Below are 14,670 nucleotides of genomic sequence, written 5' to 3'. Positions count from 1 at the left end.
GCCGGAACTGTCCCACGGCCGGCGTTCAGCCCTTGCGGATCAGGTAGATGAAGACGCCGGTCTCCTCGCGCCAGTCCAGCAGCGCGTGACCCGTCTGCTCGACGAAAACCCCGAAATCCAGCACCGACGCCGGATCGGTCGCCAACACCCGCACGACTTGCCCACCCTCCAGGGTTTGCAGGGCCTTTTTCAGGCGCAGCAACGGCAAGGGACACATGAGCCCGCGGGTGTCGATTTCCAGATCGAACGCCAGCAAGGCCGACAACCGATCGCCCCCGGCATGACCACCGCTCATGCCAGGACCTCCAGGCTGTCCACCCGCTGAAACCCGCGCGGCAGGTGATTGCCGCGGCGGCCACGGCCTCCCAGATAGCCGGCAAGCTCCGATGCCGACAGGCTCAGGTGGCGCTTGCCACAGTGGAGCCTGAGCCCGGCGCCCGCCGGGAGGCCCGTCATCGCCAGTAGGCTGTCGGTGCCATTGGCCAGTTCCTCCGTCACGATCTGGATCAGCTTGTTGCCCTTGCCCTTGTTCAGCACCGGGATCTCGGCCGCCGGGAACGCCAGCAGGCGCCCCTGCCGGGTCACGACCGCCACCGTATCGTGTTCCGGCGCGGCAATGCGGACGGGGCGCAGCACCGTGGCATGGGGGGGCACGGTCAGCAGTGCCTTGCCGGTGCGGTTCTTGCTGTGGAACTCCTTCAGCGGCGCGAGGAACCCGTAGCCCGCACTGGTGGCCAGGAGATACCAGTCCTCCTCGCCGCCGGCCAGAACCGCGCTGAAGACGGCGCCGCCTGGCGGACTCAGGCGCCCGGTCAACGGCTCGCCCTGGGTACGCGCCGAGGGCAGCTCATGCGCCGGCACGGCATAACTCCGGCCGGTGGAATCCAGCAGGTAGACCGGCTGGTTGCTGCGGCCGGCGGCCGCGGCGAGGAAGCTGTCCCCGGAGCGATAGGCCAACGACGGCGGATCGACCTCGTGGCCCTTGGCGGCCCGTATCCAGCCCTTCTCGGACAGAATGATGGTCACCGGCTCGCTGCCGATCACCGCCGTCACGTCCAGCGCCTGCGCCGCCTGGCGGGCGACGATGGGCGAACGACGCGCATCGCCGTAGCGGTCCGCATCCTGCCGCAGTTCCTGCTGGATCAGGTTCCTGAGCTGCTGCGGCGACGCCAGCAGGCCCTCCAGGCGCTCGCGCTCCTCCGACAGTTCCGCCTGCTCGCCGCGGATCCTCATCTCCTCCAGCTTGGCGAGATGGCGCAATTTCAGCTCCAGGATGGCCTCGGCCTGGACATCGGTGAGTCCGAAGCGCGCCATCAGCACCGGCTTGGGCTGATCCTCGCGGCGGATGATGGCGATGACCTCGTCGATATTGAGAAAGGCGATCAAGAGACCATCGAGGATGTGCAGCCGGGCGAGGACCCTGTCCAGCCGATGTTGCAGACGGCGGCGGACGGTCTCGGTGCGGAAACTCAGCCACTCGACCAGAATGTCGCGCAAGCCCTTGACCTGCGGCTTGCCGCTGAGACCGATCATGTTGAGATTGACGCGGTAGCTCTTCTCCAGATCGGTGGTGGCAAACAGATGCGACATCAGCTGCTCGGCATCGCATTTGCGACCGCGCGGCATGATCACCAGGCGACAGGGATTCTCATGGTCGGACTCGTCGCGCAGGTCCTCGACCAGCGGCAGCTTCTTGGCCTGCATCTGCGCGGCGATCGCCTGCAGGACGGTGTCGCCCGAGACCTGGTGCGGCAGCGCCGTGATGACGATGTTGCCATCCTCGACCTCCCAGCGGGCACGGAGGCGCACCGAACCGTTGCCGGTGCGATAGAGGCGGAGGATGTCCTCGCGCGGGGTGATGATTTCCGCCTCGGTAGTGAAGTCGGGTCCGCGCACATGCTCGCACAGGGCTTCCAGGCTGGCGTCCGGCGTTTCCAGCAGGTGGATGCAGGCCTCGACCACTTCGCGCAGGTTGTGCGGCGGGATGTCGGTGGACATGCCGACGGCAATGCCGGTGGCGCCGTTCAGCAGCACGTTCGGCAGCCGCGCCGGCAACAGCCGCGGCTCGTCCTTGGTGCCGTCGTAATTGGCCTGCCAGTCCACCGTGCCCTGCTCCAGTTCCGCCAGCAGGGTCTGCGCGTAGGGCGTCAGGCGCGACTCGGTATAGCGCATGGCGGCGAAGGATTTGGGATCGTCCGGCGAGCCCCAGTTGCCCTGGCCGTCGATCAGGGGATAGCGGTAGGAAAAGGGCTGCGCCATCAGCACCATGGCCTCGTAGCAGGCCTGGTCGCCGTGCGGGTGATACATGCCGAGCACATCGCCCACGGTACGGGCGGATTTCTTGTACTTGGCGGTCGGCGAGAGGCCCAGCTCGGACATGGCATAGACGATGCGCCGCTGCACCGGTTTCAGCCCGTCGGCGATGTGGGGCAGGGCGCGATCGAGGATGACGTACATGGAATAGTCCAGGTACGCCTTCTCGGTGAAGTCGAGCAGGGGCAGCTGTTCGTGGGAGAGTGCGTTCACGAATGACGTTCGGATGAGGGAACAGGATGTCAGGCGTCGCCTGGACGCCGAATTCTAGCGGGTTCCGGAGGGATCGTCCCGGCCCGGGGACGCGCGTTCCCTTGCCGGTCCTCCGGTACCCGTTTCCCCGGGCAGGAGGACCGGCACCCTGGCCTGACGAGGGATGGGCCAGCCCGACTCGATGGATTGTGCCCGGGAACTCGACGGGGCGATGACTTTCCGCAAGCCAGTCGCGGCAAGCGCGGTCATCCGCGCTTCGTGGGCAGGCACAGCATTGCGCTGGCAACCCCTGCCGATGGCAGGCTTGCTGCCAGGGCCGGGCCATCCGTCACGTCCACGTCCGGATGTCCCGGGGCAATCCGCCAGAACGGCTATCCCGGCGCCGGTCTTTCCGCACCACCCGCCGGCATGAAACCGGCCATTAAGTGCCTAGCAGAAAGTCAGTTGGTATTCTGAGCCGAAACCAGCCCCGATTTTGTCGATGGCCTGTTCCAACTCAGTCGGCGTGAAGGACTTGAAGGGCAGCCATTCGTACTTCATCTTCTTCCACAGGATTTCGATCCGGTTCAACTCCGGGCTGTAGGGCGGCAGGAAGTAAAACCGCATGCCTTTCTCCTTCAGCAGTTCCCAATACGGTTCCAGCGCTTTCGCCGTGTGGATCGATGCATTGTCCAGGATTACCACCATCGGCTTCTTGACCCGCTCGATCAGGGCCATGAGAAAACCGAAGAACCACAGGCCATTCACGCTATGCCACAGCTTCGCCATCATCAACCGCCTCGAGGACAGCAGCGCGCCAATGACATTCAGGCGTTGCGGCCGCTTCGATACCACCGCATGCGTTTCACCCACCTTGCTCCAGGCCGAGCGGTTCGGCGGTTGCGGCGCGAAACCCGCCTCATCCACATAAGCCAGCTCAATTTCGCCCGCTTGGGCCTGTTGGATCAGATCTTCGATGTCGCCTCGGGCCCGTTCGAATCGCTCCGGATCGCGTTTTTTTTCAAGCTGTAGCGCGTACGCTTCCACACGTAGCCCAGTTGCTTCAATTCCAGGCGCAAGGTGGTCCGACCGATGACAACCTGGTATTCACGCTCCAGGCGCGTCAGCAATTCCCGCGACGACAACGCTTCACTCTCCACCCACGTTCCCAACTGCTGGCGGTGCTCGTCCGTCAGCTTGCTCGGTGCCCCGCTGCGCGGTCGATCCGGCAAACTCGCCAAACCTGATTTTAGCCATTTGCGCCGCCGAACCCGCACCGCTTCCCGGCACAGCCTCTGCTGTTCCGCCACCGATTGCACGCTATACCCTGCTGCCAGCAACAAGATCGTTTCCGCCCGATCTCGCTCGCGCCAATCCGCGCCCTTCTTGATGATCTCCATCAGGCATTCGCGCTCACTGTCCTCCAATTCTATCGGTGCAACTCGTGCCACTGCTCTCTCGTCCGTCCATATCCCAGAATGCCGAGAGTTTACGGCAAATCAACTTGTCGCGAAGTGCTTACCCTTCGGAAAACCCGGTATGCCGCCGTATTCCCGCCGTGGGAATACCCTGGGCGCTGGCTGACCAGGGTTACTTGAGAATCAGTTTCTTCGAGATGCGTTTCTCTTCGCCGGAAAGCACGCTGCCCGTGGTGGTATCGAGGAATGAGAAAAGGCTGCCATCGGGCTGCACATAGATGTTGTAGACCGTCCCGCCGTCATAGGTCAGGGTGCCCGAGCAGTCCCCTTCGATACGGTAGGTTCCGACGAACGAACCATTGACAGGGTCGCTGCTGTCGCTCCCGAACCCGATGATGTTGCCCTTGCCGTCATAGGTTTCCATACCGCTCTCGGCAAAGGGATTGCCCTCGTCGTAACCCCGTTCCGAGTACAGGTAGGTGCCCTTCAAGGTCTGGATGGAACAGAATTTCTGGGTTTTCTCGCTCTGGGCCTGGACGGCTGTAGCATGGTCGTGCCCCCGCCCCGATCTTGCCGCCAGGAGATCGCCGGAAGCGAGGAAAAGCGCCAGAGTGCAGGCGGCATATACAGTGACGGAGTTCACGGCAGGTACCTCTCTTGTGCTTATGATATCGGCCTGTTCGACTGTACAGCATGCGGTGTGCGGCCACAACGTCGGCCCTGATTTATTCATCCGCAAGCTGCCGCCCTTCCCGGCGCTGGCCGGTTCGACGTGATGGAGGCGATGTCGCGCAGCATCCGGGGCCAGTTGGCCCGCATGGGCGCCGCCTGACACAGGCGCCAATAAAGCCGCAGCCAGAAGGACACGCCCTTCTTGGCAATCATGCGCAACAGCCAGCGAAGGTTGTCGCCCGCCGCACACAACCCAGCGTGCAGGCTGTCGCCCAGCTCGCCCTTCACGTGACAGCGATCCATACGGTGATCGCCCGTGAGGTGCCCGATGATCAGCTCGATCGCTTGCCTGCGTTTGAGCAGCGTTCGCTCCCGGGCCGGGAGCGTCTTGTACGTGCCGCGGTGCTTGATGGCAACGGTGGGGTTGTCGGCATCAACGCCCCGGTAGCCCAGGTCCACATACGCCGTCACGGGCTTCATGCCCGTCTCCTGCATCACGATGGCCGCCTGCTCCAGCTGCTCTTTGAGGGTGTGTCCGTCGTACGGGTTGCCGGGGAACGCACGGGCGCCCACGATCAGGTTGTGCCGGAGGGTGGCGGCAATGCCCACCTTCACCCCAAACTCGTAGGGCGTCCTGCGCGGCGGCCACCAGTTTGGCGCGGGCCGTCTCCAGCAGCTTCGAATCGGTGGGGTGCGCCACCGCCGTCTCCGGCACGGTGGCGTCCACCACCACGGTGGCCAGGGCCGCCGCAGGAAGTAGCTTGAGCGACACGGCCAGGTTGACAGTCTGCGCCAACAACGCCTCCACGCCTTCCTCGCCGAGCAGGCGGCGGCACGTGACCCGCGTGGTGGCGTCGCATGGCCGGCGCTCCTCGTCGTACGCCAGACCTGAGACGTACTGCCAGCGAGGTGTCTCGCACCCGCGCTCGACCACGGCCTCGTCGCTGCGGTTGACGGCGTGCTTGAGGTAGAGCAGCGCCATCATGATGCGCAGCGGCACCCGCGGGCGCCCGGCGTTGGACTTGCGCGCCAGGGGTTGCCCAGCCTCACCAAACCGATCCAGATCGGGCATGGCCTGCGCGGCGCGCGCCTTGCGCGAGAACAGGTGCGCCACCGATGCCTCGAGCCGCTGCCACGGCATGCGAGAGGCCAACACCACCAGCGGGTGGCGCAGATCGATCATGGGGTCCAGGCGGGCGCGGAAAAAGTCCTCGGTGGCCGCGTCGGCGAACATCACAAATCTCCCAGAAACTGGCACCTAGTGGAATTCATTCGGGGAGTTCTGAACCTTCGTGCTCACCCCAAAAGCCAGCATTCATGCGGGCTGCAGCGGTTGTTCAGGGCCGACTACAACGCCTCAGGCATGGGACAGTGGTGCCCCGGATAGGCGCACAAACCGCATGGGTCCGGCTCAAACCTCGCGCCCCGGACGGATCAGACGCGGAGGATATCGCGCCGGGATGGACCGGAATCCCCGTTCAGAACCACCGCGCCGCCCGCCGATTCAGAAATCCATCCGGATACCGAAGGCGACATTGAGATTGGTGATCGCGGGATCATCCGTATTGATCGAACGGCTGGAATACTGAACACCGCCATATAGCCGGGTAAGCGCGCTGAAGTCATGGCTGAGCAGTATCTCACCCTGATAGACGTTCTCGCAGGTGCCATAGCGGGCGTCGCGGGCCTGCCGGCTGAGCCAGTCATTCAGTTCGTAGTGCAGTCCCAGCGTCAGGCGGTTGCGTTCGGCAAACTCGTATTCCAGCTCGGTGGAAACAAAGTTGTTGTCATAGGAGACATCGTCCGCCAGCCAGGGCTGTCTGCGTCCGTCCGCCAGACCGCGCTCGAAGTGATAGCCGACCAGCCAGGTCAGCTCCGCCAGCGGCTTCCAGCTCAGGTGAGGCCCCAGGGTCCAGAAATCGAGATCGCGCTGCGCAAAGGCCGGGTCGTAGCGACGGCTACCGTATCGGGCCAGCAGCTGGAAGCCGAGCGTCGACGTCAGGGATTGATCCAGCCTCAGGGAGACGATGTTGCTGGTCAGGACTTCGGGGGCGAGAGGCCCCGCTTCGGCATCCGGCTCGGCCGCCGCCGGCAACAGTCCCGGCTGGCGCACCAGATTCTCGCCCAGGTACAGATCGGGGCTGTAGTAATAGATCAGGTTCAGCGCGGTGGTGTCGGTAAAGGCCTGCTGCGCCTGTAGTCGCAGGGTGCCATGCGTGAACTGCGTGCGGGTCAGGTAGACATAGCCATCGCCGCTGGCCTCAAGCCGGGTTGTGCCGAAATCGGTCCGGAAATTTCTGGAAAGTTTCAGGCCCGGTTCGAAAACGCCGTCGCTGCCCTGCCCCGTCAGCCGATCGTCCAGCGCCGGCTGGGTCGGATCGGCATTCAGCGACAAGCGGCGCGACGCGGAGAAGAGAGCGACATCGTCGGTATAATAGAAGGTGCTCCAGGCCCGCGCCTGCCAATCCTCCCCGGCAATCGACCACCCCGGACGGCACAGCCACAGGATCAGGCAGGCCGGCAACAGCGGTGCGGCCCTTCCCCAGGGCGATCCAGCCGCCGACCCGCCCCGGCGGCCGGTCTGCCGCAAGCGGATGGGTGGACGGAACCGGGGTTGAGGAGGCATTCCATTCGCGGCCATGGCTCCGGTATTCTGCCGCATTCCCCGACCCACCGCTGCCCACCCAGGCGTCATGTCCGACTATTTGCTGGCCATCGATCAAGGCACCACCAGTACCCGTTGCATCCTGTTCAACCGTGGGGGCGGCATGGTCGCCGTCGCCCAAACCGAGCATCGGCAGTTTTATCCCCGGCCCGGCTGGGTCGAGCATGATGCGCTGGAAATCTGGCACACCAGCGAGCGGCTCATCCGGGAAACCCTGGCCCAGGCCGGCTGCAAGTCCCATGACGTTGCCGCCGTCGGCATCACCAATCAGCGCGAGACGGTGGTGGTCTGGGACCGGGCAACCGGCCAGCCCATCCATCCCGCCATCGTCTGGCAGGACACCCGCACCGCGGCGCTGTGCCGGCGGCTGGCCGGCGCGGCCGGGGCGGACCGGCTGCGCGACAAAACCGGCCTGCCGATCGCCACCTACTTCTCCGGTCCCAAGCTGCAATGGCTGCTGGATCACGTCCCCGGCGCACGGGCAAGGGCCCGGCGCGGCGAACTCCTGTTCGGCACCCTCGATACCTGGCTGGTGTGGAACCTGACCGGGGGCGTACATGTGACCGACCCCAGCAACGCCTCGCGCACGCTGCTGATGAACCTCGACACGCTGGACTGGGACGAGGAACTGCTGGAGGCGATGGCGATCCCGCGCAGCCTCCTGCCCACCATCCGGCCCTCGTCGGCCAGGCACGGCACTGCCCGCGGCTGCCTCTCGGGCGTTCCCGTGGCCGGCATCCTCGGCGACCAGCAGGCGGCCCTGTTCGGGCAAACCTGCTTCGCGGTGGGCGAGGCCAAAAATACCTACGGCACCGGCTGCTTCATGCTGCTCAACACGGGAGAGCAGCGACTGCGCTCCACCCATGGCCTGCTGACCACGGTCGCCTACCAGCTGGAGGGGGCTGCGCCCGTTTTCGCGCTGGAAGGCTCCATCGCCGTGACCGGCTCGCTGGTGCAGTGGCTACGCGACAATCTCGGGCTGATCCGGTCGGCGGCCGAGATCGAGGCGCTGGCCCTGACCGTCCCCGACAACGGCGGCATCTATATCGTCCCGGCCTTTTCCGGTCTGTTCGCACCCTACTGGCGCGACGATGCCCGCGGCGTCATCGTCGGCCTGACCCGCTACGCCAACAAGGGGCATCTGGCGCGCGCCACCCTGGAAGCCACCGCCTACCAGACCCGCGAAATCCTCGACGCCATGCGGCTCGACGCCGGCCATGCCCTGAGCCATCTCAAGGTCGATGGCGGCATGGTCGGCAACGAGCTGCTGATGCAGTTCCAGGCCGACCTGCTGGGCGCGCCCGTCATCCGCCCGCGCATCGCGGAAACGACGGCACTGGGCGCGGCCTATGCAGCCGGGCTCGCGGTCGGCCTCTGGCGCGACCTGACGGAGCTTCGCCGGCTCTGGCAATCCGACCGGATCTGGGAACCGCGGATGGAGGCCGACCGGCAGGCTGCCCTGTATGGCGGCTGGAAAAAGGCCGTGACCCGCAGCCTGGACTGGGTGGATTCGCAGAGCGCGGAAGCAGGGCAATAAGCGGCGCCAGATAAAAGGATAAACCGCCTGATCTTCTGGCTTGCCGCTTGGTATGCTGGATGCCCCTGACACCACGGTGGTTTCACGAACAATTCGAAGGGGGACCCATCCATGACTGCCCATACCCGTCCGAAGGCCACCGCGCGGCGGCTGGCCCTGCTGTTGCTGATCGCCCTCAGCCTCGTGTCCACCTGCCGGGCCGGCTGGATCTGGTCCGACGACATCCGCAACCTGAGCAGCAGCCTGCGCAACGCGCGACCGCCACGGATCGCCGGCAACCAGGCGGGCCAGGCGGCGGCGGTATGGGTGCTCAACAATGGCAACAACCTGGTCCTGCAGAGCGCGCAGCTGGACAACAGCACCTGGGGGCCGACCACCCGGGTCAACCGGCTGGGGGAAAATGCCGCCCAGCCGGACGTCGCCATGGACGGGAACGGCAATGCGCGGGCTGTCTGGGTCAATTCCGACGGCATTACCGAAGCGGTTGCAACCGCCCTCTACCGCCGCGAGGCTGCCGGCTGGAATACGCCACTGGCGCTCAGTGAACCGGGCATCCTCCCGGATACCCCCCGCGTCGCGATGAACGCCACCGGTCAGGCGGTCGCGACCTGGATCAGCGTGGCCGGCAACAGCCGCGTGCTGCAGGCCCGCCTGCTGCTGGACGGCAACTGGAGCAGGGTCTACCAGCTGAGCCGGTCACAGGAAAACGCTTCCGAGCCACAGGTGGCGATCGGCCCGGGCGGCCATGTGACGGTCGTCTGGACCAGCAGCCTGGGCTCGTTCAGCAGCATCGAGAGCATCCACTTCGAGAACGGACAGTGGACCACCGTCGTGCCATTGACCACCATGGACGGTATCGCCAGGCAGCCGCAGCTGGCAGTGGACGAAAACGGGGAGGTCACGGTGGTCTGGCTGCAGGCCGGTGGCGGCGGTCTCTACTACGTGCTCAGCCGGCGCTTCGCCAACGGCGGCTGGAGCCAGGCAACCCTGCTGAGTCCACTCGGGGAAAACGCGAACAGCCCCCAGGTCGCCGCCAGCCTGGCGGGCGTTGCCATGGCCATGTGGATGCAGCAGCGTCCGGACGGCGTCTGGGTGATCCGCAGCCGGCGCTATCAGGGCGGGGCCTGGAACGAACTGCCGGACTTTGTCGCCAACCTCAACGCGGCCTTTCCCCGCATCGCGATGGATGCCAGCGGCAACGCGACGGCTGCCTGGACACGCTCCAACGGTACGCTGGACCTCATCCGCGGCAGTCATTACCAGGACGGCGGCTGGTCGCCGAGCGCCGTCCTGAGCCAGGCCAGCCAGAAAGCGGAACTGCCGCAGGTGACGATGCAGGGCAAGAACCGCGCAGCCGTGGTCTGGCTGGCCAATCATGGTGCTGTCGGAATCGTGCAGGCCAGTCTGGGCCGCTATGTTGCCCAGCATTACACGCTCAAGGTAAGCCGCACCGGCACGCCCGGGGCCGGCGCCGTCACCAGCACCCCATCGGGGATCGACTGCGGCAAGACCTGCAACGCGAGCTTCCTGGAGGGCACCAAGATCACGCTGCTCGCCGCGCCAGCCGCGGACAGCAATTTCCTCGGCTGGTCGGGCGCCTGCCAGGGCACCAAGGCTTGCGAACTGCGGATGAACCAGAATCGCGAGGTATCGGCCCGGTTCGTGGCCTCGGCCGACTACAAGCTCAAGGTCCAGCGCCCGGGCAACGGCCTGGTCAGCAGCGAGCCGGCAGGCATCAGCTGCGGCGGCCAGGAGATAAACTGCCAGCAAGCCTTTGGCAAGGATGCCGTGGTCACCCTGAGCGCCACCCCGAAGGCAGGCTACCAGTCCGGCAAATGGACGGGATGCCCGGCCGCCGAGGGGTCGCGCTGCACGGTGACCCTGACCCGGCCGACGACCACGGTACAGGCGCAGTTCAAGCCGTTGCCGAAATACACCCTCGACCTCGGCAAAACCCGTTTCGGCAGCGTCGCCAGCGCACCGGCGGGCCTGACATGCGGCAACCAGGCCCGCCGCTGCCAAGCGCGCTTCACCGCCGGGACCGCCGTCACCCTCAGCGCCACCCCGGCCGCCGGCCATCGCTTCGTCGGCTGGGGCGACGGTTGCAGCGGCACCGATCCCGCCTGCCAGGTGCAGATGGATGGCCGCCGCAAGGTCAGCGCACGCTTCGAATGAAGCCGGCCCCGATGGCTATGGCCTGGCGGAAGGTGCGGCGGCCTTCACCACCGGCGGACGGCCATCCCCGGCATGGGTGGGGTGGCTGAACCGCAGGCCGCCATTCGCCTCCAGGAAGTTGCGGTAACCGGGATTGCCGCGAAGGATGGTGGCAGCGGCATCGATCAGCATGTCGACATCCTGGTCGGACAGCTCCAGGGTCGTCGGCAGGCTGTTGAGGTAGGTCCTCAGGGTCTTCGCCTGGACGGACTCGAACGAGACCTCGGAGAGATAGACGTTCACCTCATGGCCCCGCTCGTGCATGTGATCCTTCAGCTCTTGCAGCTTTCGCTGGATCAGCAGCCGGGTCTCGTCGTTGTAGAGCGACATCTGCGCGTCCGAGAAGGCATCGATGGTATCGGTGATCGAGGGCTTTTCCGCCGAGCGGTCGATCCCGCGCTCCGGCTTCACCTGAGCGTTGACGAAGATGACCAGGATGTTCCTCGGCACCTTGTGCAGGGTCTCGAAGATCAGTCCGCTGCCCAGCGTCTCGATGCGGTCGGTCAAGGCCCTGAGGCCCAGGTTGTCGCTGATGCCGCCGTCCACCAGGTGGATGTAGGGGCGGCTCTTGCCGTCCAGGTAGGAGGCGATGCGGTCCTTTATTTCCTTGACCCGCGGGTCTTCGCCGCTGTACCGGTCGAAGAACTTGACCAGCCCCGAGTCACGCTGGTCGCATTGCCCGGCGTAGTTCTTGAGCACCACGGTCGGGAACGCGATCGGCACCGCCGAGGAGGCCGTCACCGCACGGGCGATGGACATCTGGTCCAGGTCCGAGCAGATCAGGTCGAAGAAACCCTGGATGAAGGAGAAACGGTTGCCGACCCCCAGATCGGTGGCATTGATCTCGATGAAAGGTCCCTGCCTCAGGTTGAAATCGGCAAAGGTCTTGCCCTCGAAGATTTGCCGGTCGTAATAGTCGATGGCCATCTCGGTGCGGTCGAAGCCGCTGAAAAGGCTGTTCCACCAATAGGCCGGACTGAACAGCTTGCGGATCAGCGTGCCCTGGATGCTCTGCCGCAGGAAGACCCCTTCGTAATCCGTGAAGATCTTGTCGCCGAACAGGCCGTAGTAGGCGGCGGTAAAGCTGCCGCCCGACACCGAGCTGATGGTGTCGACCTCATCCAGCAGCCGCACGCGCTGCTGATGCGAATTGACCTGCGTATCGCGCAGCTCCTTCAATACCCCGTAGGAAAGCGCTGCCGCGCGGGTACCGCCGCCGGAGAACGCCATGAAGATGAGGTGATCGCCGAAATCGCCGTTGCGCGTGGTCCGCATCCGGTACCCCTTGCTGTTGTCGATCTTGCTAATCGGCTCGTTCTGCGGCTTGTAGATCGACGCGCAGCCCTGCACCAGCAGCAACGCCAGCAGGAAGAAGGTACGGGGAATCCTTGGGCGGAATCTGTCGCTCACGTTGAAAAACTCACAGGACAAATGGAGGAAAGGGTCGGGTTGCCCGCTGGGAAGCGAAAATGGCGTGGCGCAAGGCCCGCAACGGCAGGCCATGCCGATCCCGCCCTTTGCGGCTGGACGGCAAGGCCCATCTCGAACCCTCGGGACGGTCGTCATTCTATGGCTTCGCGCATCATCAAGGCGAATTTTGGCACTGTTCCGCAAACGAGCCGTTTGCCACGGGTTGCGCGGGTTGGACACCCGAGCCTCGATCCGTTTTGCGGCGGACGGCGGCGTCCCGGCGGTGCCTAGGACGGACCCGCACACGGCGGCCGGCACCTGTTGAACAATGCGTCGTTATTGGGTATCAAGTGACCCCTTGGGACGCCGGCGGGCGGGGCGATGCCGACCTGCGCCGGGCCGCGTCTGGACGTCGACCCTCCATCCTGCCGATCTGAACATGCCGGACCCTCACGCTGCCCGCATCGCCCGGGATGCCGCCCCGATAGCCGGCGGCCAGCCATGACGCTCGCCCGACTCCATGCCGACATCGCGGCACGCGTCGAGGCGATTCGCGCGGCGCACCCCGACTGGCTCTGCCGCCGCGGCTGCGATGGCTGCTGCCGGCGCCTGGCGGAGATGCCGCAACTGACGCCCGCGGAGTGGGCGTTGCTCCACCAGGGCTTGAACGCGCTGCCACCGGCACAACTCGACAGCATCCGCCAGGCGCTCCGGTCCCTGGCCGCGACGCCGCAGCGCCCGCTGGTCTGCCCGCTGCTGGATCGCACCGCTGGCGCCTGCCGCGTCTATGCCTATCGCCCCGTGGCGTGCCGGACCTACGGTTTCTACGTCGAGCGGGACCTGGGCCTGTACTGCCGGGACATCGAGGCGCGTGTCGCCAGCGGCGAGCTGGCGGAGGTGGTGTGGGGCAATCAGGATCGCGTACAGCGTGGCCTGCGCGACCTTGGGCAGGCACGGGCATTGACGGACTGGTTCGCGTCGGCGTTCGGCCAGCGGTCCGGGACGGATGACGTGCCGAATGCGGGAGACAGCCCGCCATGATAGAGAGCTACTACGACGTCGCCGATATCGCCGAACTGATCAAGGTGGCGGTGGCGCCCGTGTTCCTGCTGACCGGCATCGGCAGCTTCATCAATGTGCTGAGTATCCGCATCGCCCGTCTGGTGGATCGCGCCCGCCGGCTGGAAACGCTCATCGAGGCCGGGCAATCGGTCGAGATATCGCGGGTCGAGCTGAAGGTTCAGCTGCGCCGCCTGAAACTGGCCGGCTCGGCGGTCGGCCTGTGCGTCGCCAGTGCCCTGCTGATCTGCACGCTGGTGGCCCTGCTGTTTCTCGGCGGCCTGCTGCACTTCGATCCCTCGGAGACCCTCGGCGTGCTGTTCGTGCTGGCGATGTGCACCTTGATCCTGGCGCTGATCCTGTTCCTGGGGGAAATCCAGATGGCGGTCCGGCATACCTGGGTGGGCAGCACGCTCCGGCGCGAGTGACGGGGCCGGCCGCCACCTGGACCACCACCACGGGAACGCCGCCATGCAGGAGCACTCGCACACGATACGCGTCCGGCCGGGCACCGACATCACCGCGCTCTGGGCCATGCCGGACCGCTTCGTGCCGGGCCAGTCCGACGCCATCATCCTGGCGCACGGGGCGGGCAACGACATGCACCATCCGTTCATGCGCTGTTTTCACCGGGCCTTTGCCAGGGCCGGCCTGCTCAGCGTCACCTTCAACTTCCCCTATACCGAATCCGGGCGCAAGGCCCCGGACCGCCCGGCGGTGCTGGAACAGACCTGGGTGGCCGTCGCCAGCGCCGTCAGGCATCACCCCAGCTGGCGGCCGGGTCGGCTGCTGCTGGGCGGCAAGAGCATGGGTGGCCGGATGGCTTCGCTGGCCGTTGCCCACGGCCTGCCATGCGACGGGCTGGTGTTCCTCGGCTACCCGCTGCATCCGGCCCGGCAGCCTGACAGGATTCGCACCGGGCACTGGCCGGACATTCACTGCCCGGCCCTGTTCCTGCAAGGCACCCGGGATACCCTGTGCGACCTTGACCTGCTGCAAGCGCAGCTGCCGCAACTGGCCGGCCCCGCCGCCCTGAAGATCGTCGCGGGCGGCGATCACGGTTTCAAGGTGGCGAAAGCGCTCGGCCTGGACCAGGACTCGGTCTACCGGGACATGATCCGGGCTACCCTGGACTGGATGGACCGGCTGCCCCGGTGATGCACCCCGGTGGCTCTCGCGGACCCCGCGGG

General features: G+C 65.9%; 13 protein-coding genes and 1 pseudogene. 5 read left to right on the top strand and 9 right to left on the bottom strand.

The window, feature by feature from the left end; genetic code table 11:
* Positions 1–25 precede the first annotated feature (25 nt).
* The 8 genes and pseudogenes from ACH5N8_RS04950 to ACH5N8_RS04915 all read right to left on the bottom strand — a co-directional run bounded on the left by ACH5N8_RS04950 (position 26) and on the right by ACH5N8_RS04915 (position 7,119).
* Entirely contained in the window at positions 26–295 is a 270-nt protein-coding gene (locus ACH5N8_RS04950; RefSeq protein ID WP_460028608.1) for a sulfurtransferase TusA family protein, read from the bottom strand.
* Positions 292–2,526, bottom strand: a complete 2,235-nt coding sequence (gene parC, locus ACH5N8_RS04945) for a DNA topoisomerase IV subunit A (RefSeq protein WP_460028607.1) — start codon at positions 2,524–2,526, stop codon at positions 292–294. The genes ACH5N8_RS04950 and parC overlap by 4 nt, the downstream gene beginning before the upstream one ends.
* A gap of 429 nt (positions 2,527–2,955) precedes the next feature.
* Positions 2,956–3,552 carry an IS630 family transposase gene (locus ACH5N8_RS04940; protein ID WP_483282739.1) on the bottom strand — a complete coding sequence of 199 codons (597 nt, stop codon included), beginning with the start codon at positions 3,550–3,552 and terminating at the stop codon, positions 2,956–2,958.
* Complete coding sequence (locus ACH5N8_RS04935) at positions 3,471–3,905, bottom strand: helix-turn-helix domain-containing protein (protein ID WP_483281920.1); 435 nt, start codon at positions 3,903–3,905, stop codon at positions 3,471–3,473. The genes ACH5N8_RS04940 and ACH5N8_RS04935 overlap by 82 nt, the downstream gene beginning before the upstream one ends.
* Positions 3,906–4,095: 190 nt before the next feature.
* Complete coding sequence (locus tag ACH5N8_RS04930; protein ID WP_460028606.1) at positions 4,096–4,566, bottom strand: hypothetical protein; 471 nt, start codon at positions 4,564–4,566, stop codon at positions 4,096–4,098.
* Positions 4,567–4,652: 86 nt separating this feature from the next.
* Entirely contained in the window at positions 4,653–5,168 is a 516-nt protein-coding gene (locus ACH5N8_RS04925; RefSeq protein WP_483282738.1) for a hypothetical protein, read from the bottom strand.
* 268 nt (positions 5,169–5,436) lie between these two features.
* Positions 5,437–5,778, bottom strand: a pseudogene (locus ACH5N8_RS04920) (transposase); the annotation flags it as partial.
* A 321-nt stretch (positions 5,779–6,099) separates the two neighbouring features.
* On the bottom strand, positions 6,100–7,119 hold the full coding sequence (locus ACH5N8_RS04915) for a TonB-dependent receptor (RefSeq protein ID WP_460028524.1): 1,020 nt from the start codon (positions 7,117–7,119) through the stop codon (positions 6,100–6,102).
* 169 nt (positions 7,120–7,288) lie between these two features.
* Here ACH5N8_RS04915 and glpK point away from each other — a divergent pair, with 169 nt between their 5' ends.
* On the top strand, positions 7,289–8,797 hold the full coding sequence (gene glpK / locus ACH5N8_RS04910; protein ID WP_460028523.1) for a glycerol kinase GlpK: 1,509 nt from the start codon (positions 7,289–7,291) through the stop codon (positions 8,795–8,797).
* Positions 8,798–8,908: 111 nt separating this feature from the next.
* Positions 8,909–10,972 carry an InlB B-repeat-containing protein gene (locus tag ACH5N8_RS04905; protein WP_460028522.1) on the top strand — a complete coding sequence of 688 codons (2,064 nt, stop codon included), beginning with the start codon at positions 8,909–8,911 and terminating at the stop codon, positions 10,970–10,972.
* Positions 10,973–10,987: 15 nt separating this feature from the next.
* Here ACH5N8_RS04905 and ACH5N8_RS04900 read toward each other — a convergent pair whose 3' ends face one another.
* Positions 10,988–12,421, bottom strand: coding sequence for a patatin-like phospholipase family protein (locus tag ACH5N8_RS04900; protein WP_460028521.1), 1,434 nt, complete (start codon positions 12,419–12,421; stop codon positions 10,988–10,990).
* Positions 12,422–12,922: 501 nt separating this feature from the next.
* On the opposite strand from ACH5N8_RS04900, the gene ACH5N8_RS04895 reads away from it, so the two are divergent.
* The 3 genes from ACH5N8_RS04895 to ACH5N8_RS04885 are packed head-to-tail and all read left to right on the top strand — an operon-like array spanning position 12,923 to position 14,638.
* Positions 12,923–13,462 (top strand): YkgJ family cysteine cluster protein, encoded by a 540-nt coding sequence (locus tag ACH5N8_RS04895; RefSeq protein ID WP_483282737.1) that lies wholly within the window; start codon positions 12,923–12,925, stop codon positions 13,460–13,462.
* A complete protein-coding gene (locus ACH5N8_RS04890; protein WP_483282736.1) occupies positions 13,459–13,908 on the top strand; it encodes a DUF2721 domain-containing protein in 450 nt (149 codons plus the stop codon). Before ACH5N8_RS04895 ends, ACH5N8_RS04890 begins: the two co-directional genes overlap by 4 nt.
* A gap of 43 nt (positions 13,909–13,951) precedes the next feature.
* Positions 13,952–14,638, top strand: a complete 687-nt coding sequence (locus ACH5N8_RS04885; RefSeq protein WP_483282735.1) for an alpha/beta hydrolase family protein — start codon at positions 13,952–13,954, stop codon at positions 14,636–14,638.
* Positions 14,639–14,670: the final 32 nt, after the last annotated feature.

The organism is Methyloparacoccus sp. NF-16 (assembly GCF_056880625.1).
The sequence above is the reverse complement of the archived record's forward strand: the minus strand, read 5'-3'. Positions and strand labels throughout refer to the sequence as shown.

Excerpts from the sequence above, each read along its gene's own strand:
- glpK (WP_460028523.1), top strand. The coding sequence starts at position 7,289 with ATGTCCGACTATTTGCTGGCCATCGATCAAGGCACCACCAGTACCCGT.
- ACH5N8_RS04885 (WP_483282735.1), top strand. The coding sequence starts at position 13,952 with ATGCAGGAGCACTCGCACACGATACGCGTCCGGCCGGGCACCGACATC.
- ACH5N8_RS04890 (WP_483282736.1), top strand. The coding sequence starts at position 13,459 with ATGATAGAGAGCTACTACGACGTCGCCGATATCGCCGAACTGATCAAG.
- ACH5N8_RS04950 (WP_460028608.1), bottom strand. The coding sequence starts at position 295 with ATGAGCGGTGGTCATGCCGGGGGCGATCGGTTGTCGGCCTTGCTGGCG.
- ACH5N8_RS04895 (WP_483282737.1), top strand. The coding sequence starts at position 12,923 with ATGACGCTCGCCCGACTCCATGCCGACATCGCGGCACGCGTCGAGGCG.
- ACH5N8_RS04905 (WP_460028522.1), top strand. The coding sequence starts at position 8,909 with ATGACTGCCCATACCCGTCCGAAGGCCACCGCGCGGCGGCTGGCCCTG.
- ACH5N8_RS04935 (WP_483281920.1), bottom strand. The coding sequence starts at position 3,905 with ATGGAGATCATCAAGAAGGGCGCGGATTGGCGCGAGCGAGATCGGGCG.